Source organism: Virgibacillus sp. W0181, from assembly GCF_051846915.1.
GTDB lineage: Bacteria > Bacillota > Bacilli > Bacillales > Amphibacillaceae > JBPYCR01.
The window spans coordinates 1-18,869 of record NZ_JBPYCR010000001.1 but is presented as its reverse complement, the minus strand read 5'-3'; the positions used below and the strand labels follow the sequence as shown (position 1 = coordinate 18,869).

The window sequence follows — 18,869 nt, the reverse complement described above, 5'->3', positions numbered from 1 at the left end:
TATGAAGAAAAAACAATTCCCATTACGTATGGACCCCAAATTATATAATATATTGGAAAGCTGGGCAAAAGACGAATTCCGCAGTGTAAACAGCCACATGGAATTTTTGTTGCGAGAGTCAGCAAAGCGTGCAGGAAGATTGCCGAAAAATGATAACAAGAAAATAGGAGAGTGAAGTGAAAAATGAGTGCTGAATCATTAAGGTTCAGCACTCATTTTTTGTAAGAAAGCATAAAATTTTGTGCATAGTTGTCTAGTTGCGACATACAGGATGTACGAAATACGCCCTTTGGGGGCAACATCGAACCACTAGCTCCCGTCTGCAGCAGTTGCTACGTTTCTACGACGCACAGGACGTGCTAGTGCAGGTGTTGCAACAGGATGTTGCGCTTTTAGCCTGCGAGGGCGCTTGCGCTTGTCTTATTTTAAAAATAATCGTTGACAAACATAAAATATAGCTGTATGGTTAATTACACAAGTAACTAACCAATCAACGTTGGAGTGATAACGATGAAAATTAACTTTGATGAAAGCAAACCAATTTTTATACAAATAAAGGAATATATTGAGGATTCCATTATTAATGAGTCGATGCAGGCGGGGGAACGTGTACCGTCGACTAATGAGTTTGCAAAATTTTATAAGATAAATCCAGCTACAGCTGCAAAGGGAATTAATGAGCTTGTTACCGAAAATGTTTTAGTTAAACGGAGGGGAGTAGGGATGTTCGTAACGGATAGTGCACGGGCTAATTTAATTGAAAAAAGAAAAGATCAATTTTATGAGAATTATGTTCTTCCAGTTAATAAAGAGGCAAAAAAGCTAGATATTACAGAAGAACAACTAATGGAAATGATGAGAAGGGGGTACCATTCATGAAGATTGAAGTTAAAAATATAACGAAAAAATATAAGTCTGCATATGCATTGGATAGCGTGTCCTTTACGCTGGAAGAACCCAAAATTTACGGATTGCTTGGCAGAAACGGAGCAGGGAAGACAACATTTATGGAAATTTTAGCGGGACACAATACTGCAACAAGCGGTGAAATTCTAATAGATGGCCAGGAGCCGTTTGATAATCGGAATTTAACAGAAAAAATTTGTTTAATTAAAGAAGGAGACAATTTTCATAAAGATTTAAAAATAAAACAAATACTGCGCACTTACTCGTTATTCTATCCTAAATGGGACAATGACTTGGCGCTGGAATTAATTACACAATACAACTTGAATATGAATGCAAAAGTAAAGACGTTATCAAAAGGAATGGTATCCGCTCTTGGAATTATCGTAGCGTTGGCAAGCAAGGCGCCAATTACGATTTTTGACGAACCTTATATTGGACTGGATGCGGCGGCACGGAAGAAATTCTATGAAATATTATTAGAAGAATACGAACAGGAAAAACGAACAATTATATTTTCCACACATTTAATTGACGAGGTTAGTCTTCTATTTGAAGAAGTGCTCATATTACAGGAAGGTGAGCTAGTTTTGCAAGAAGAAGCGGATACGTTACGTGAGCAAACGTACGCTGTTTCTGGGTCGATTGAAAAGATCAATCCTTTTGTCGCTAATAAAAAAGTGATTCAGGAAAAGAAACTAGCTGGCATGATGACTGCCTACGTCTTTGGTAACCCACAAGAGGCCGTAGAAGCCGGTTTGAAGGTAGAAGGTGTACCTGTACAGGAATTAATGATTTATTTAACGGAAAAGGAGGGAGCATAAATGGACCGTCAACTAAATGCTTCGGTGTATTACTTGTCGACACATGTACTGTATTCTCTTAAAATATTCTGGATGATTTTAATTAGTATATTAATTGTTACGATTGCTGCCGATTTTATTTTCATGAATGATGATACTTCTGTAATTGCATTTAATTTATCATTTCCTATTTACGTATTTGCCGGAATTGTAGGGCAATTAACGGTGAAAGGATACATTCCATACTTGATCAAAATGGGTTCGACAAGGAAAAATTTATTTGCCGGTATTGGTATTCACTTTTTAAGTGTAGCTGTTTTTAATGCACTGTTGGCAAACACTATTCATTCGATTGTTATGTATTTTTATCGGTTATCGGGTGGAGAAATAGTGAGTAATAATACAAATAATGTGTTTACTTTTACTGGTGGAGAGCAATCTTTTTCCTTTAATCATCTGGCATATTTTGTTCAGGACACTTGGATTAATCGATTTGTAATTGATGCATCCATCTCGTTTTTCTTGCTTGCTATTGGGTTTCTCCTTGGACTTGTTTTTTATCGATATGGACTTATCGGTGGATTTAGTTTTATAGGTGTCATTGTTTTAATTTCAATTATGGGAATGGCAAATGGATGGCTTCTGGATTTATTTATAGCAGTATTCCGGAATGTGGATTTACTTTTCTTCGTCCAGCTGTTTTTAGTCGGCGTAGTGTTGTACTTATTATCATTTTTACTGTTGAAGCGAATAACCGTCAAGACTTAATTAAGACGCTACCTAAGCCAAGAGGGCATTATCAATAACAAATATCACACACTCAATCTTGTAAAGAGGTCAGTGTGTGATATTTTTTGTGCTTGTAAGAAAAACAATTTTTGCAAAAAGTAAGAAAACAATTGCATTAATGGAACGTTTGTTCTATTATAGGCATAAGAAAATATGCAAGAGAGGAGAGAAATGTCAATGATTAGCTGTCTTATCTTATACGAGCCTGTTATATTAAGCCTTACAAAGTGTAGAATGTTGCGTGCAATGTTTTATAAAGAAAACTATGAGATTCATGTGCTAGGAAGCCACACAGTGCAAATATTTTTATGGAATGTAACACAAAGGAAATTATGGCAGTCAGTGGTTATTCTTGAAGAAGAAAAAATTTCAGTCGGTTATGGTTATGGTAGTAATAAAACAGTAGCAGCAAGAAAAGCGGAGGAGAAACTGGAGGATAGGTTGTTACAAACAGAACTTGATTAATGAGCTATCAAAAAATAGAAGAAAAATAAAAAATAAACCGAAAAATGGTTTATTTTTAAAAGTGCGTATTAGGAGGCATCCACAGAAGATACAGTCTCCTGTACTACAAATTGGGTACAAGCTACATATACATCTTTCGAAATGACAAATAAGTCGTAAATATCGCCATACTTATTTATTTCATTATAAATGTGTGGATACAACTCATTTGCGCCATTAACGAAGGGCAATTTTAATGCTGCTTTTGCGGATCGGGTGTTTGTTCTTCTTACTTTCATAAACACAGTTTCAATCGTATTTATTTCAAAAAATAACTCATCTAGAAATAATTCTTTTGCCAGCTTGTTGTACCCCTTTCCAAAATACGGTTCACCGACCCACGTTGCCAGAAAGCCATAACTGCCTTTAATATCGTACAAATTGATTGTTCCAATTGGCTGCTCATAGTCGTCTAAAATAGTTCGCGAAATTAATGTTCCGCTATTTTCGGCTTCGATTATTTGTTTTGTTATAAAATAATATTCATCTGTATTCGCTGCCTTTTCCCGAACGTAAGGGAAAACTCTTGGATGTACTAGTAGTTGAAACAATTCTGGAACCTCATGTAAATCCCGTTTTTTTAGCATAAAAATACCCTCCTTTAGTTGAAAAAGGTGGGTATCCTAAAAAATATAGAAAAGGCAAGGTTACCCACGAATTTTTATTTGAATTGCAACAAAAATTCGGGGTGGGAATCGAACCCACTAGAACCAGTTAAATCTGGTGGCGCACCATTTGCCTTCCCAATAATACAGTGTCTTTATTTGTTTTTTACTAATATTAAAATCACTTGCTATAGATTTGTTTTATCAGTACGTGATGACCTTACTAACTTCTATTTTACAATGATTTATTTCAAAAGAAAATATATTTTAATATTTTTTTGTAAGTTTTAGGATGATTGAAAGAGGTCATTTAATGCTCCTTTTATTTCAGGGAAAAGAAAGGAATAACCGTGCTTTTCCAGCTTGTCAGGTAAGACAAATTGACCGTGAGTAATCAGTCCGCTCATTTCTCCTAGTGCTAATTGGATAATCGGTGCAGGCGTAGGAAACCAATACGGCCTGTGTAATGTGTTACTTAATTCCTTTGTAAAATCTTTGTTACGTTTTGGCTGTGGAGCGGTGGCGTTAACAGGTCCCGTTATTTGCTTATGATCGAGACAAAATAAAAGAATATTAATCACATCGTCTATATGAATCCAGGAGATCCATTGGGAGCCTTTCCCAACTTTTCCACCTGCAAAAAACTTTACCGGAAGGGCCATAAGCGGAAGAGCTCCGCTATCTCGGCCTAAAATAACGCCAAAACGTATATATGCCGTTCGTATGCCGAAATTTACTGCCTTCTGTGCAGCTTTTTCCCAGTTAACAACTACATTAGCGAGAAAGTCGTTTCCAGGAGTAGTTGTTTTTTCGGTAAAAATCATTTCATCCGACATTCCATAATAACCGACTGCGGAAGCATTAATAAGTACCTCTGGTTTTTGCTTCAATTGTTTTATCAATTGAACAACTTTATCTGTAACTTGCATTCTGCTCGTAAATATAGATTTCTTTTTTTCCTTTGTCCAATAACCGAATAAGGAATCTCCGGCAAGATTAAATACGGCGTGAATGATTGGCAGTTCCTCCGGTTGTATGGAATAATCAATATACGTAATTCTATTTTTGTTTGTATGTTTATCAGGAGATCGTGTCAGGATGAATGTATGGTACCCACGTTTACATAATTGATGCACAAGTCTTTGGCCGACAAATCCTGTTCCGCCAGTTACTAATATATTCATCATTAATCCTCCGTCTTAATGTTTATTTTCTATGCTTGTACTTTTGTTAATGTTTTTAGTTACTTTGTTAATTTAAAGAACGTTTCAGAAAACGAGGTTTACTTGTATAAAGTGTACCATACAATATTTCGTTCATGATATGATAACGGAAGAGGTGAATTATGTGGCAATAATATCTCGAATTACGACGCAAAAGAAGAATAAGCAACGGTATAATATATACTTTGATGAAGGCCAAGGAGAAAAATTCGGATTTGGTATAGACGAAGATATTTTAATTAAATATCATATTAAAAAAGGGATGAAGCTTGAACATTCCGTGCGTCAACAAATTCTTAATGAGGAAACGTTTCACCAATCTTACGTAATGGCAATTCGTTATTTAAGTTATCGCATGCGTACGAAGCAGGAAATTGAGAACTATTTATTAAAAAAAGAAGTTGAACCGGAACAAATCCCACGTGTTATTGATAAGTTGGAAAAAGAAAATCTGCTTGATGATGAAGCTTTTTCCAAAAGTTTTGTCCGTAACCGGATAAACATGTCACAAAAAGGTCCGTTGCTTGTAAAGCAGGAGCTGACTTCTAAAGGGGTATCAAACAGAATTGCAGCCCAAGCAATAGAACAATATACGTATGAAAGACAATATAATATTGCAATGAAGTGGGCCGAAAAAAGGGTTGAACAAAAGAAAAAAAACGCCTTTAAAAAACGGCTGCAGTCAATAAAGGCATCATTGGCCCAAAAAGGATTTGCAGAAGATGTTATCCGGGATGTGGTGGCTGATCTCGTAGTAAAAGATAAAGATGTTGAAGAGTGGGAAGCTGTTTTATATCACGGAAAAAAAATTTTGCAGCGCCATGAAAAAAAACTGGATGGCTATGAATTGAAGAACAAAGTGAAAGAAGGACTATATCGGCAAGGATTCGCATTGAACATAATCAACAAATTTTTGGATAAAGTTATCGAGTAATAAATGGAGTGAAAATTAGGGGAAGGATGATAGTAATGACACGTTATAGTGATTATACAATAGAACAATTGCGTGAAGAAGTAGGGAAGCTAAAAGAGAAGGCACAAAAGGCAGAACAGCTTGGACAGTTAAGTAAAGTAGCTATTAATGAGCGGAAAATGCAAATCGTCATGTCTTATATGCTAAATCCGGATGAATTCCAATCCGGAAAAATTTATAATTTAAATAGCGATCCGGGTCACACGTTTAAAATAAACTATATAAATGGTGTGATGGCCTGGGGACATCGTATTAACTTGCTTAACGAAATGTATGACAGGGAGGAAGCTATTCCAATTGCAATGCTGGGAGATCAAATTGCTGATGAGTAAATCTTCACATCAAAAAACAGCAAGGAAGCATCCCTTGCTGTTTTTTAGGTTGGGTTATCACCAAAGTACAGTTTTCTTTGCAATTTTCGTTCGGAGAATATCCAGCCAGTATACGAATTTACCACTTGCATATGCTTGTTAATTTGAGCCACGGCTACGAAAGGATAGTGTCCTTTTGAACGATAACGCAAATCAATAAGTCGCACTTCAGTAAAATAGTCAAATTCATTTATTTCCCATCGATATACAGGTGAAAAAGATAAAAAAGCGGATATATTTTTATCTTCCTTTGCTGCGTTAATGATTGATGAATCAGGTAGTGGCACTTTTTCAAACTCATCAATAATTTGAATATGTCCATGCTCTACTGTGCCAACATAAAATCGATCGGTTGTCGTAATTGCTACTCGCCATTCATTTTGTTTTATTGTCGGCGATGTCGCAATTTGCTCCGTGTTTGGAAAGTAGTCGTGGATTTTTTTAACGATTTCCTGTTTATCGAAATACCGCTTTACATAATATAAGAACACGACAATATAAACGATGATCCAAGTAAAACCAGGATTTGCTCCAAGCATCCAAGCAATGATGCCGGCGACATGAAGCAGGAAAATATATGGGTCAAATGTATTTATAAAGCCGTGGGCTATCCATTTATTTGTAAATGGTCGGTATGCCTGGGTTCCATATGCGTTAAATATATCGACGAACACATGGATGATAACGGCTAAAAACGTCCAAATCCATAAATGCCAAATATTAACTTGTGGCACAAACATGTATATAATTGCCGTAATTAAAATGCCCCAAATTATAAGAGCTGGTACCGAGTGGGTCACACCACGGTGATGGCGAATATAAGTAGCATTGTTTTTTAATTTTAATATCGTGTCAAAATCCGGTGCGAGTGAACCTGCAATTGCCCCAGCAAATACGGCTTGAAACAATACGGGGTCATTTTGAACGACAGGATCCAAGGTGGCCAAACCACCAAGCGCTACACCCATAACGATATGGGTACCTGTATCCATATAGAAAACCTCCCAAGGTTTATGCTGAAATTTTTATATAATTGGAAAAGATTTAATGTCATTTTACGATATTATTGTACCACAATGGAGTGATAAGATGAGCATAAAAGAGTTACAAGATTTTAACAATCATAAATTCCAGAAAGACTTAATCGATTGGTATGAAGAAAATAAACGGGATCTTCCGTGGAGACGGACGTCAGACCCATACAAAATCTGGGTGTCAGAAATAATGCTGCAACAAACAAAGGTTGATACAGTTATCCCTTATTTCAACCGATTCATTGCACAATTCCCAACGCCGCAAGCACTGGCGCAAGCAGATGAACAAACCGTGCTAAAAGAATGGGAAGGACTTGGATATTATTCACGGGCAAAAAATTTGCACCATGCTGTTCGGGAGGTTGTTTCATCCTACGATGGACGTGTCCCGGATGTGCCTGAACAAATAGGTGCCTTAAAAGGGGTTGGGCCGTACACAAAAGGGGCTATTCTTTCCATTGCTTTTAATAAACCGGAGCCGGCAGTAGATGGGAATGTTATGCGTGTTTTTTCCCGAATACTTCAAATAGAAGAAGATATAGCTCTACAAAAGGTAAAAAAACAATTCGAAGTTTATATCAGACATATTATTCCAGCTGATAATCCTTCGTCATTTAATCAGGCTGTTATGGAACTTGGTGCGCTCGTATGTCTCCCAAGAACCCCTCAATGTATGCTCTGCCCAGTGCAAAAACACTGTCAGGCATTTTCGACGGGAATGGAAAAAGAGCTACCGATTAAATCAAAGGCAAAAAAACAAAAAGTTGTTCCATATGTTGTTTTGTTAATAAAAAATGCAAATAATGATTATGCTGTTGAAAAACGAGATGATAAAGGGTTATTGGCCAATATGTGGCAATTTCCAATGGTTCCAATTAATGAAATCGGAATGGAACATATTGAAAACTGGATGTATGGAGAATACGGACTGGAGATTGAACTCGTTGAAAAAAAGAGCTCGTTAAGGCATGTATTCTCTCATTTAATTTGGCAATTGGATGTATTTGAAGCGACGTTAATTAATCAAAGAGGTGTAGAAAGACTCCAATTTAAATCAAAAGAGGAGATGGATCGTCTTCCTTTTTCAGTCTCTCATTTAAATGTGAAAAAATATATTACATAACGTTTCCCCGAATGGACCTTACGCATACGGTATAAAATTCCAATTATTTTTTACGGATAACTTTTATGAAAATGGAAAAGTTATAATTGCGGAGGTGATACCAATGGCTAAAAATCCAAAAAAGCCAAACCAAACAGCTTCAGGCACTAACGTTCAAAAAGTGAAGAAACAAAATCAACAAGCTGCACAAGGGCAATATGGTACGGAGTTTGCATCCGAAACAGATGCCCAAGAGGTTAGAAAACAAAACCAAAAGTCGAAGCAAAATAAAAAGTAAGTATCGGGTTTTCGTCAAAAATAAAAAGACGTTAGCCTAGTTCCGCATTCGCAGCAAAAAGAATCTTTTCTTTTTCGTTGCTATAAAAAAGGAGCATTCTTAGCAAATATGTTAAGAATGCTTCTTTTACTTTTCACTTTTCTATAAATGTCATAAAACAGCTGACTAGACTGAATTTAAGCTTACTAACAAGACAAATCTATAGATGAAATGAGAGTAGACTACATATATTGAACATATAACTTTAAAATATATATCAATACCATTATACTAATTAATAGTAAACGGCAAGTTGTTGAATGAGTGGAAAGGGCGATAGTATGGACGCTACGAATGCTGGCTCACAAATAGTTATTGAAAGCTATAAACATAATGGCAACCGTCATCGCACATGGAAAGAAAATACAGTTTTACATGGATCTGAGGAAGTTATCATTGGAGCTAATGATAAAACAAAGGTAGTAGAAAGTGATGGTCGAATTTGGAATACACGGGAACCGTCTATTTTTTATTTTCATTCAAATTATTGGTTTAATGTAATAGGGATGCTTCGTGACAATGATATTTACTATTATTGTAATATAGGATCGCCATTTTTAATTGAAAATAGCGTACTTAAGTATATTGATTACGATCTAGATATAAAAATATATCCAGATATGACTTACGAGTTAGTCGACGAAGATGAATATGAACATCATAAAGTTATGATGGATTATCCGCAGATTCTGGATAAAATACTATATACGCATATAGATTACTTATTAAGCTGGTCCAGACAGCGAAAAGGTCCTTTTATGCCAGGATTTATTGATCAATGGTATGAACGTTTTTTGACATACAGTTAATAACACCTTGTTACAGTATGAAGTAGCAAGGTTTTCTGTTGGAGCAAGATAATTAAAATGAATTTGAGGAAGATAGTAAATGAGTAGTATTAAACAATATATGCAGTTTGTTAAACCTTATAAATGGTCGATTTTTGGAACGGTTCTCATCGGTATAGTGAAGTTTGCCATACCGTTATTAATTCCTTTAATATTGAAGTTCGTTATCGACAATATTATTAATGCGGATATGGCACAATCAGAAAAGTTAAATCAATTATTTTGGCTAATGGGTATATCTTTTTTCGTTTTTCTTGTTTTAAGACCACCGGTGGAATACTATCGCCAATATTTAGCTCAGTGGGTAGGCAGCAATATTTTATACGATATTCGTGACCGCCTATTCGATCACATTCAAAAGCTAAGTCTTAAATTTTATTCAGAGACGAAAACTGGGGAGATTATTTCCCGGGTAATACATGATGTGGAGCAGACGAAGACCTTTGTTATAACTGGCTTAATGAACGTATGGCTCGACATTATGACTATATTGATTGCTGTTGTTATTATGATGACAATGGATGTTAGTTTGACGATTGTTTCCATTATATTATTCCCTTTTTTTGGTCTAGCTGTAAAGTATTTTTATGGGAGGTTACGTCGATTAACTCGTGATCGCTCTCAAGCACTTGCAGAAGTACAAGGACACCTGCACGAACGTGTTCAAGGAATGCCTGTGACCAGAGGGTTTGCATTGGAAGATTATGAACATGAGCAATTCGACGAGCGAAACGCGAATTTCTTAAATAGAGCACTTGTACACACAGGTTGGAATGCTAAAACATTTGCTGTGACGAATACAATTACCGATTTGGCACCATTGCTTGTTATCGCTTATGCAGCATATCAAGTAATTATAGGAGATCTAACGATGGGAACGATGGTTGCATTTGTCGGATATATGGAGAGGGTCTATAGCCCGCTACGCCGTTTAATTAACTCTTCAACGATGTTAACCCAATCGATCGCTTCCATTGATCGGGTATTTGAATTTTTCAATGAGAAATATGATATTCAAGATAAAGATGATGCGATTGAACTAGACCGTGTCAGAGGAGAAATATCTATTGAAAATGTTTCGTTTCAATACAGTGCAGAGGATGGAGATGTATTAAAAGGTGTGAATTTATCCGTTCGGAAAGGGGAAACGATTGCCCTTGTCGGAATGAGCGGCGGCGGAAAATCGACATTAATCAGTCTGATCCCAAGGTTTTATGATGTAACGGGTGGTTCCATTAAAGTAGATGGCATGGATATACGTGATGTAAAAGCTCGCTCGCTGCGAGATAATATCGGAATGGTTTTACAAGACAATATTCTATTTAGCGAATCGATTGCCATGAACATTCGCATGGGAGATCCTTATGCAACGGATGAAGAAGTAATTGCAGCTGCAAAAGCTGCTAATGCCCATGAATTTATTACAAATCTTCCAAATGGTTATGACACGCTTGTTGGTGAACGCGGAGTGAAGCTGTCAGGAGGTCAAAAGCAGCGTGTAGCTATTGCACGTGTGTTTTTGAAGAACCCGCCGATATTAATATTTGATGAGGCAACTTCCTCCCTAGACTTAGAAAGCGAACATCATATACAGGAAGCGATGGGGAAGCTGGCGTATGACCGGACTACTTTTATAGTAGCGCATCGACTGGCGACGATTACGCATGCCGATCGCATTGTCGTTATTGATCATGGGAAGGTTGTGGAAATCGGCTCTCACGAAGAGTTGATGAGGGAAAGAGGAACCTATTATAATTTATATCAAGTACAGCATCTCGATGACGGAGCTTTAGTGAAAGAAATATAAACAGCTTTGCGAAAGCAAAAAAAGTAAAATCGTTTCGGGAACAAGGCCATTCAGAAAAACGAACAGACTCATGCGCGTAACGGGTTCGGTTTTGGAGGTGCAAAGGTCAAATAACACACAAGTTAGAGGTCTAAATCACATATGGTTTGGACCTCTATCTTTTGCCTTTACAACACCATTTACCGATTATTTACATACGTATTAGCATTCAAAACGACATTAGAATAAGTAGGATGACGATGTTATTAATCAATACATCTGCTAACAATAGAGCTGATTTGTCCGGTGAATGAAATACTTGTTAAAGTCAGCGCTAAAATTGTCGAGAACTAACGGCATAAAAGTAGAATGAAAAAGTTTATATCATCTATTAGCTGGCAGTAAAGGATAAATTTGATAAACCCGATGTTCGTAACGTGATTGGAAGTATCAATAAGTTAACATTTCAAATTTTTTAGAGTGAACAATATAACACTTTTGTAGGAGAGTCCTAAAATGAACAAAAAAATGAACTATTTAACTTTACTTTTATCGATTATCTTTATAGTTGGTTGTACCAACATAGATGATGCAAGCATTACCGAGGGAGTAATAGAATTACAAGAAGTAACTACAGATAATTCTACTAAGGATAATGAAACAGGTTCACAAGAAGGAAACACATCTAATACAATTAGTGAAAAGGAAGAAGATACCACTACAGTTATTGATGAACCAGTGTTAGAAGAAGCACCAACTGAAGCAAATGGTGACCTTTTTTCAGGATACGAACTAATTGAGGTAGATGGTGGTGATTTAAGCGGAGACCGAGAATCAAGTGTTGTAGTAGATATAGGATATGGTGACAGGGAATACTGGGCATTCACTAATGAGTATGGTCAGTTAGTGAAAGTCGTTACTGAAGAAATTATTCTACAAAATGATAGTACAGAACCAGTCCTATCGTCGGGTAGATACTTCTCTGACGAGGCTAAAGTTCCGGGTGTCGAAAGTGATGTATTAGATGAAGGTCATGTTATCGCTGACTCTTTAGGCGGGGTATCAAATGCTTATAATATTACACCTCAAGAAAGCTCACTTAACCGGCATGGTGACCAAGCGTACATGGTGGATGCAATACGTAACGCAGGTGGGGCTACTAATTTTGAAGCAGTCATTTCTTACTCGGATACGGAAACACAAATACCATCAAAGTATCAGTATTCGTATACTATAAACGGTAACGCAGTTGTAGATACGTTCGATAATTTAAATCCCGACGAAGTTAATGAGTCGTTAGGTTTAACAGGTAGTAACAAATCTCCTAGTTCTGATGAAAAAGCTGATGTTTCTAGCGTTGATGCTAATGGTAATGGACAAGTAACAATTAAAGAAGCGAAAGATGCAGGCTTCACTATGCCTGTAAGGGACGACCATTGGTTATACCCCTTTATGCGAGATAATGATGGAGATGGAATGGTTGGGGAATAAAATCAATAAACAAAAGAACGTATTCCTCGTTGAAAACGTGGCTCTGCACTTGTTTGTGGTGTTGGAAGAGATGCTAAATATTTAATGACTAAATTGAATAACTAGGTATTAAACAATCGGCCGCAATCGTATTATAAGGTCAATCAGAAATAAATTCTGATTGACCTTACAATGGTTAATAGAGGTGGCCTGAGGAATACGAACGGGAGCGTGGAGTGGTACTTGAATTGATTCCGTCCATAAAACTGTTTCCCCCTCTACTTACAGAAACATGCGTAAGGCAGTGTCGTTTACAGTGTAGGTACCTAACCAATAAGGGTGTCTGTTTATCACTTTTTACTGTTTTGTACTCCAAAACCGAATCAGTTATCATGCGGCGAGTGAGTTTATTTTTTGTTAGATAACAAATAAAACGGCGAATCGATACGGCTTGTTTTTTCTGCCATGAAAAAAGACTAAAGGATGAATGGATAAGCATATAAATAATATAGCAAAAAAATGAATGGCAGGGGATAGGCATGGATATCATATCGACGCTTATTATAAGCATCATTTGCTTTATTATTTTAAAGAGTATTATGGAATTTATATTAGGTGGGAAAATTAAATTTACAATGGAAATGAAAGAGAGTCGTTTTTCCATAGAAATTTTCTATACGTTAATTGTTATTTATACAATTGTAATCATTGGTTTTGGATTAATTTACTTTATTCTGTCCTTCCACCGGGTTGTCCTTATTGAATATGGTGAATTCAGAAATGTAAGTATCATCGGAACATTAATCCATTCATTGTATTTTAGTGGGGTTACCTTATTAACAATTGGTTATGGAGATGTCACACCGGTTGGAATTGGACGATTAATTGCATTGATACAAGCACTGATCGGATATATTTTACCAACAGCGTTTGTGTTGCGTCTTGTACAAACGACGACAGACAGAAAAGAAGAATAGCTGATTTTTTGTTATACTATAACTATGAACAGCGTTAAGTAAAATGAAATTGAACGATGCTCTATTATTTTTTAAAACGGAGAAATGCAAATAATGTCATTCGATAAAGTGTAAAGTAAAAAAACTTGTATTTAAATGAAAGTATTCAATTCGATGAAAAGAGGTTATTTATGCGTATATATACAAGGTCCGGCGATAAAGGCACGACATCGCTTGTTTATGGGCAACGTGTTCCGAAAAATGATTTGCGTGTAGATGCATATGGCACGTGTGATGAAGCAAATTCCATGATTGGTTTTGCAATAGGTTTACTGCAAAAAGAGACTTGGAATGAGAAAGAAGTATTTATTAGTAAAATGCAACGAGTGCAAACGATTTTATTTCATGTCGGTTCCGAGCTTGCTACACCGACAGATCGTAAAGTTGCATGGGAATTAAAAGAAGAGCATGTTCAGGAACTGGAAGAACAAATTGATCAATGGGATGAAAAACTGCCTGCGCTCCAAAATTTCATTCTACCTTCGGGTCATGAAGTTTCCGGCGCTTTACATGTTGCACGGACGATCATAAGACGGGCAGAACGTATTGCAGCTGGATTGGATAGACAATCTATAAACCCGCTCGTCTTGACTTATATAAACCGCCTATCTGATTTTTTATTTGTTGCATCGCGCTATATTAACAATGAGCTTGGTGGGGATGAAAAGACATTACATGCAGATCTTTAAATGAAATGTATGAATGATTTTCCCATAAAAGTCATATTGCCAGTTCATCTTTAATATACTAACATTGACAGAATCGATATGGAGCAGGTACACTAATTATAAAGGTTATAATTTAATAATATGACTTATGTTTGATTGAATATAGTGAAAGTGAGGTGCATGACGGTGTCGAATCATAGATTGGAATCGGCGATCGATACTTTAAAGGAATCGGGTGTCCGTATTACGCCCCAACGTCATGCGGTTCTTGAATATCTTTTAACATCAATGACCCATCCAACAGCTGATGAAATTTATAAGGCGCTGGAAAGTAAATTCCCGAATATGAGTGTAGCCACTGTTTATAATAATTTACGTATATTACGTGAAATCGGATTAGTGCGGGAACTAACCTATGGAGATTCTTCCAGCCGATTTGATAGTAACACAGACGCCCATTACCATATTATTTGTAATGAATGTGGAAAAATAGTTGACTTTGACTACCCTTCACTTAATGAAGTGGAGTCCTTGGCTGAGCAGATAACCGGCTTCAACGTAAGTCACCATCGGTTGGAGCTTTATGGAAATTGCCCGGATTGTACGGCTGTCAAGAGTCATTAAGATTTTGTTATGTGGTAAAAAGTGTATAATCATAAGCTGTAAGCCCGGCCAATGGAGAATGTCTCCGGCCGGGCTTTCTTATGTCCTAATTAACGGGCGTTTTTTAGCAATAGCTGCGGATAATTTTGTCTTAGAATCATGAACTTGATTCAAAAGTCCGTTTAATTTCCTATATCAAGTGAACGGGAACCCAACCTCTTACACTATTTATAAGCCAAATGTTCGTACAAGATTGCAAATCATTTTTATGAATGGTTTGTTCTTTTATTACTCCATCCTCCAGTAATTTCCCTCGAAAAGTCCCTGCCAATAAGCCAGAATAAACGGGAGGTGTGAGCAAGGCATTATGTAATTCAACAACAATATTACCAATGGTGAATTCCGTTATTTCATTGTCTGTATTCCACATCAGCGTATCAAAGGTCTCATTATTAAGATGAGCATGATATATTTCTCTTTTTGTCGTTTTATGATAATAAAACGCATTCTCTTTATTAATTGGTTCGTCGGATAAGGTTACAGTTAATTTTGGTTGTAATGGTTGTAATTCAGTGGATTCTATGGAGTATTTACCAGATTTATCAACGAGCAAGCGAACCTTTCTGTTATTTCTGCCGGCTTTGGCGGCGAAATCTTTTAAACCATCACTGACTTTTCCCAAATTGAGCTGGAAATTGAAATATTCGGCAGATTGACTTAGACGCTTAAAATGTTGATTCAATATAAAATACTCACCATTATTTAAATAAAGCGATTCAAGAAGCTGGAAGTCGACTTGCTTTTTATTTAATATTTTTGCTTTAGCTACAACTTCTTTATACTCTTCGTCCACTTTTGAGTGAGCGGTAATTCCACCACCAGCATGATAAGAAGCTTTTCCGGTATTGTTGTCTAAAAGAACAGTACGAATTGGTACATTAAATATTGCTTCATTATCGGGTGTAATATAGCCAATGGCTCCGCAATACACTTCTCTTGGTTCATTTTCGAGTGCTTGAATTACTTCCATTGACTCCTTTTTCGGCATCCCCGTGATTGATCCGCTGGGAAATAGTGATTGAAATATATCAATTAGATTCACGTCTGGTAAAAGGTCACCTGTAACAGTCGAGGTCATTTGGAACACGGTTGGATATTTTTCGATTTCGAAAGGATTTTCCACCTGGATAGAACGTTCATTCGCAATTTTTTGCAAGTCTTTACACATCAAATCTGCAATGACCTTGTTTTCCATGCGGTTTTTTCGAGAAGTTTTTAACCATTGTTTGTTTGTCACGTCTTGTTCATATGTTTTCCCTCGTTCGACTGTTCCTTTCATCGGCTTTAACGTAATTTTTCCATTATAAGAATGAAAAAAAAGTTCGGGGGATGCAGACAGTATTGAGTAGTCTCCAATATTTAAATAAGCGGAGTAATTGGACTCTTGTGCCTTCTCGAGTTGCTTGTAATAAGCAAGGGCACTCCCTTCCAATCCCGAATGAAACGGGATAGTATAGTTAACTTGTGTCGCTTTCCCTAAGTCGATATCTTGCAAAATGCAATTAACATTTTTATTATAATGTTCCTTTGTTACCGATGGATCCCATGAGTCAAGGTGGAATGTTTTTTTATGATCAATTACTTCTGAAGACGGTTTCGTGAAAAGGCCAAACCAAAGTAGAGGCAGTTTATTGTTTTGCAAAACCTTATTGTTTGCATCGAATGCAGGTGCTGCTTCATAGCTGACATATCCTGCGGCGTAGTATCCTTGCTTAACTGCTTCCTGCACCTTTTTGAGACAGGGGAGAACGTCTTCTACTTTATTGGCAGTAATTACTTTTTCAGCGTTATTAAATAGAAGGGGAGTAATTTTCCCTGAATGATTTTTAAAATTAAAATAAAGTGAAGGGTTTGTTTCAAATGTATCCATTGTATACTCCTTCTATATTGTTATTGGGATTGAAATGATCGGATCGGCCGCACAATTTTATACTGTATATCGAGATAAATCTATTGTTTAGCAATGCGTTTTATAATAAGAGACAAGAAGGATTCTTTTCATGTTTTAAAAAATCCGTCCTTAAGAGACGGATTTTTATTATATTTTATTTTTGTTGGCTTCTTTTCTATATTTCCGGGTATTGTATTTCTCGTCAAAATCTTTACCTTCCAGATCTTTGTCCATAGTTAACGGTTGTTTACAGTGCATACATGCATCTACACGACCTAGCATTTTCGTTGGTTTTTCACAGTTGGGACAAATGATTGGGATGGCCTTGACAGATAACATCCCGATCCATAAGTAAACGACTGTACTGGCTAGAACGAATAAAACCCCAATTATGAAAAACAATACCATTAACCATTCAATTTTCTTGGACAGAAGCCCTAGATACATAATCGCAATGCCGGCAAATATTAAAATAAGTGCGAATGCACGGATTTTGTTAATTTTACTTGAGTATACTAATTGTGCCATGCTTGTCCTCCTCCAAAGATTCAATTGTATTATAGCATAACTTTTTATAGAATTTTATTAAAAGCATACTAGTAAGTACGAGTTCAAAAATGAGAATAAAAAGCGTAAAAGATAAAAGTACTTATCTTAAACTATTCTATAAATTCTCTAAAAATAAGGAGCGAGCGCCTTATTTAGATTCATAAAGACTACGCAAGGACAATTCTTATGTTCGATGTGACTGGGTAAATGATGTTGATCGAGTTTCATTATTGCGCTTTTACTCTTCCAAAGATATCGGATTACCGCCATCATAAGGTAAAGACTTGCAAAAGGGGATATGTCGGAAGGCTGTAATCAGCTGGCTCTTCATCATAATCAAAAGGGGAAATACGGCATTCGTATTGCTGTTGTAAAGTGCTGAAGGAAGTTTTGAAGAATTGTTACGTCGAACTGGACAGCTGTGAGCAAAGTTACTTTTGTATTTTTTAAGACAGGGAGCAGCTAAAAAAGACCATGTTACATTATATATCGAATAAAATTATGTTTTGGTGGTACGCTCCCATAAATATCTTTTCGTTTTTTATTCACCTAGTTGAACATGCTCTTATTTAAATGGTGTGCATAAATAATGTTAAACAAAGCAATACTCTGTTTTAGTCACTACATTAAGTCGATATATTTCGGTTCTTTTTAAAATTGCAGTTGACTTAAGTTATTTGCCATGCTATATTTATTAGCGTTGTAAAAATACAACCAAGTACACAGCAAAAAAGAAAAAAGTTTTTCTGAAATAATGATTGACTTTCTATTTATTGCTGTGGTATATTATAAAAGTCGCCATTTTGGTGGTCGACATAATTTGCTCCTTGAAAACTGAACAAAACAACTCGTATGTCAGAGTGAAAAACACCTCCGTGTTTTTCCTCTACAAGTCAGATCTTTCTATTAAGGAAGCTGACTATAAATGAAACAAGCTAAGATATAAAGGTGATTAACCGGTGTTAATCATCGCACAAACTTTTATGGAGAGTTTGATCTTGGCTCAGGACGAACGCTGGCGGCGTGCCTAATACATGCAAGTCGAGCGCGGGAAGCAGGCGGAATCCTTCGGGAGGAAGCCTGTGGAACGAGCGGCGGATGGGTGAGTAACACGTAGGCAACCTGCCTGCAAGACCGGGATAACTCGCGGAAACGCGAGCTAATACCGGATGATCCGAGTAATCTCCTGATTGCTCGGTAAAAGGCGGCATTAGCTGTCACTTGCAGATGGGCCTGCGGCGCATTAGCTAGTTGGTAGGATAACAGCCTACCAAGGCAACGATGCGTAGCCGACCTGAGAGGGTGATCGGCCACACTGGGACTGAGACACG

20 protein-coding genes and 1 rRNA gene are annotated in these 18,869 nt (G+C 36.7%); 16 read left to right on the top strand and 5 right to left on the bottom strand.

Going from position 1 to position 18,869, the window contains the following annotated elements; translation table 11 throughout:
• Position 1 precedes the first annotated feature (1 nt).
• From ACLIBG_RS00105 to ACLIBG_RS00085, 5 genes are all read left to right on the top strand, one after another.
• On the top strand, positions 2 to 175 hold the full coding sequence (locus ACLIBG_RS00105) for a toxin-antitoxin system HicB family antitoxin (protein ID WP_439310660.1): 174 nt from the start codon (positions 2 to 4) through the stop codon (positions 173 to 175).
• Between the two features lie 335 nt (positions 176 to 510).
• Positions 511 to 879, top strand: a complete 369-nt coding sequence (locus ACLIBG_RS00100) for a GntR family transcriptional regulator (protein ID WP_439310659.1) — start codon at positions 511 to 513, stop codon at positions 877 to 879.
• Positions 876 to 1,730: an ABC transporter ATP-binding protein gene (locus ACLIBG_RS00095; protein ID WP_439310658.1), complete on the top strand. Its 855-nt coding sequence runs from the start codon at positions 876 to 878 to the stop codon at positions 1,728 to 1,730. The genes ACLIBG_RS00100 and ACLIBG_RS00095 overlap by 4 nt, the downstream gene beginning before the upstream one ends.
• Positions 1,731 to 2,477 carry a hypothetical protein gene (locus tag ACLIBG_RS00090; protein WP_439310657.1) on the top strand — a complete coding sequence of 249 codons (747 nt, stop codon included), beginning with the start codon at positions 1,731 to 1,733 and terminating at the stop codon, positions 2,475 to 2,477.
• A 315-nt stretch (positions 2,478 to 2,792) separates the two neighbouring features.
• Positions 2,793 to 2,963 (top strand): hypothetical protein, encoded by a 171-nt coding sequence (locus ACLIBG_RS00085; RefSeq protein WP_439310656.1) that lies wholly within the window; start codon positions 2,793 to 2,795, stop codon positions 2,961 to 2,963.
• A gap of 68 nt (positions 2,964 to 3,031) precedes the next feature.
• Here the strand turns inward: ACLIBG_RS00085 and ACLIBG_RS00080 are convergent, their stop codons facing one another.
• Both ACLIBG_RS00080 and ACLIBG_RS00075 read right to left on the bottom strand, forming a co-directional pair.
• Positions 3,032 to 3,589, bottom strand: a complete 558-nt coding sequence (locus tag ACLIBG_RS00080) for a GNAT family N-acetyltransferase (RefSeq protein WP_439310655.1) — start codon at positions 3,587 to 3,589, stop codon at positions 3,032 to 3,034.
• Between the two features lie 305 nt (positions 3,590 to 3,894).
• Positions 3,895 to 4,791 carry a TIGR01777 family oxidoreductase gene (locus tag ACLIBG_RS00075; protein ID WP_439310654.1) on the bottom strand — a complete coding sequence of 299 codons (897 nt, stop codon included), beginning with the start codon at positions 4,789 to 4,791 and terminating at the stop codon, positions 3,895 to 3,897.
• A 163-nt stretch (positions 4,792 to 4,954) separates the two neighbouring features.
• Between ACLIBG_RS00075 and recX the strand changes: the two genes are divergently transcribed.
• Positions 4,955 to 5,764 (top strand): recombination regulator RecX, encoded by an 810-nt coding sequence (recX, locus tag ACLIBG_RS00070; RefSeq protein WP_439310653.1) that lies wholly within the window; start codon positions 4,955 to 4,957, stop codon positions 5,762 to 5,764.
• A 35-nt stretch (positions 5,765 to 5,799) separates the two neighbouring features.
• The gene (locus ACLIBG_RS00065) at positions 5,800 to 6,135 is read left to right on the top strand and encodes a YfhH family protein (RefSeq protein WP_439310652.1); all 336 of its coding nucleotides are present in this window, start codon (positions 5,800 to 5,802) and stop codon (positions 6,133 to 6,135) included.
• 44 nt (positions 6,136 to 6,179) lie between these two features.
• Here ACLIBG_RS00065 and ACLIBG_RS00060 read toward each other — a convergent pair whose 3' ends face one another.
• On the bottom strand, positions 6,180 to 7,166 hold the full coding sequence (locus ACLIBG_RS00060) for a metal-dependent hydrolase (protein WP_439310651.1): 987 nt from the start codon (positions 7,164 to 7,166) through the stop codon (positions 6,180 to 6,182).
• A 97-nt stretch (positions 7,167 to 7,263) separates the two neighbouring features.
• Between ACLIBG_RS00060 and mutY the strand changes: the two genes are divergently transcribed.
• From mutY to perR, 8 genes are all read left to right on the top strand, one after another.
• Complete coding sequence (gene mutY / locus ACLIBG_RS00055) at positions 7,264 to 8,331, top strand: A/G-specific adenine glycosylase (RefSeq protein ID WP_439310650.1); 1,068 nt, start codon at positions 7,264 to 7,266, stop codon at positions 8,329 to 8,331.
• Between the two features lie 103 nt (positions 8,332 to 8,434).
• Complete coding sequence (locus tag ACLIBG_RS00050) at positions 8,435 to 8,608, top strand: gamma-type small acid-soluble spore protein (protein WP_439310649.1); 174 nt, start codon at positions 8,435 to 8,437, stop codon at positions 8,606 to 8,608.
• A 320-nt stretch (positions 8,609 to 8,928) separates the two neighbouring features.
• A complete protein-coding gene (locus ACLIBG_RS00045) occupies positions 8,929 to 9,456 on the top strand; it encodes a DUF402 domain-containing protein (protein ID WP_439310878.1) in 528 nt (175 codons plus the stop codon).
• A 79-nt stretch (positions 9,457 to 9,535) separates the two neighbouring features.
• Positions 9,536 to 11,302 carry an ABC transporter ATP-binding protein gene (locus tag ACLIBG_RS00040; protein WP_439310648.1) on the top strand — a complete coding sequence of 589 codons (1,767 nt, stop codon included), beginning with the start codon at positions 9,536 to 9,538 and terminating at the stop codon, positions 11,300 to 11,302.
• Between the two features lie 495 nt (positions 11,303 to 11,797).
• Positions 11,798 to 12,772 carry a DNA/RNA non-specific endonuclease gene (locus ACLIBG_RS00035; RefSeq protein WP_439310647.1) on the top strand — a complete coding sequence of 325 codons (975 nt, stop codon included), beginning with the start codon at positions 11,798 to 11,800 and terminating at the stop codon, positions 12,770 to 12,772.
• A 518-nt stretch (positions 12,773 to 13,290) separates the two neighbouring features.
• The gene (locus tag ACLIBG_RS00030) at positions 13,291 to 13,728 is read left to right on the top strand and encodes an ion channel (protein ID WP_439310646.1); all 438 of its coding nucleotides are present in this window, start codon (positions 13,291 to 13,293) and stop codon (positions 13,726 to 13,728) included.
• Positions 13,729 to 13,898: 170 nt separating this feature from the next.
• The gene (locus ACLIBG_RS00025) at positions 13,899 to 14,456 is read left to right on the top strand and encodes a cob(I)yrinic acid a,c-diamide adenosyltransferase (RefSeq protein ID WP_439310645.1); all 558 of its coding nucleotides are present in this window, start codon (positions 13,899 to 13,901) and stop codon (positions 14,454 to 14,456) included.
• Positions 14,457 to 14,621: 165 nt separating this feature from the next.
• The gene (perR, locus tag ACLIBG_RS00020) at positions 14,622 to 15,059 is read left to right on the top strand and encodes a peroxide-responsive transcriptional repressor PerR (RefSeq protein ID WP_439310644.1); all 438 of its coding nucleotides are present in this window, start codon (positions 14,622 to 14,624) and stop codon (positions 15,057 to 15,059) included.
• Positions 15,060 to 15,228: 169 nt separating this feature from the next.
• Here the strand turns inward: perR and ACLIBG_RS00015 are convergent, their stop codons facing one another.
• Both ACLIBG_RS00015 and ACLIBG_RS00010 read right to left on the bottom strand, forming a co-directional pair.
• Positions 15,229 to 16,968 carry a chorismate-binding protein gene (locus ACLIBG_RS00015; protein ID WP_439310643.1) on the bottom strand — a complete coding sequence of 580 codons (1,740 nt, stop codon included), beginning with the start codon at positions 16,966 to 16,968 and terminating at the stop codon, positions 15,229 to 15,231.
• 168 nt (positions 16,969 to 17,136) lie between these two features.
• Positions 17,137 to 17,517 (bottom strand): YgzB family protein, encoded by a 381-nt coding sequence (locus ACLIBG_RS00010; protein WP_439310642.1) that lies wholly within the window; start codon positions 17,515 to 17,517, stop codon positions 17,137 to 17,139.
• 1,001 nt (positions 17,518 to 18,518) lie between these two features.
• On the opposite strand from ACLIBG_RS00010, the gene ACLIBG_RS00005 reads away from it, so the two are divergent.
• A 16S ribosomal RNA gene (locus ACLIBG_RS00005) occupies positions 18,519 to 18,869 on the top strand; the annotation flags it as partial.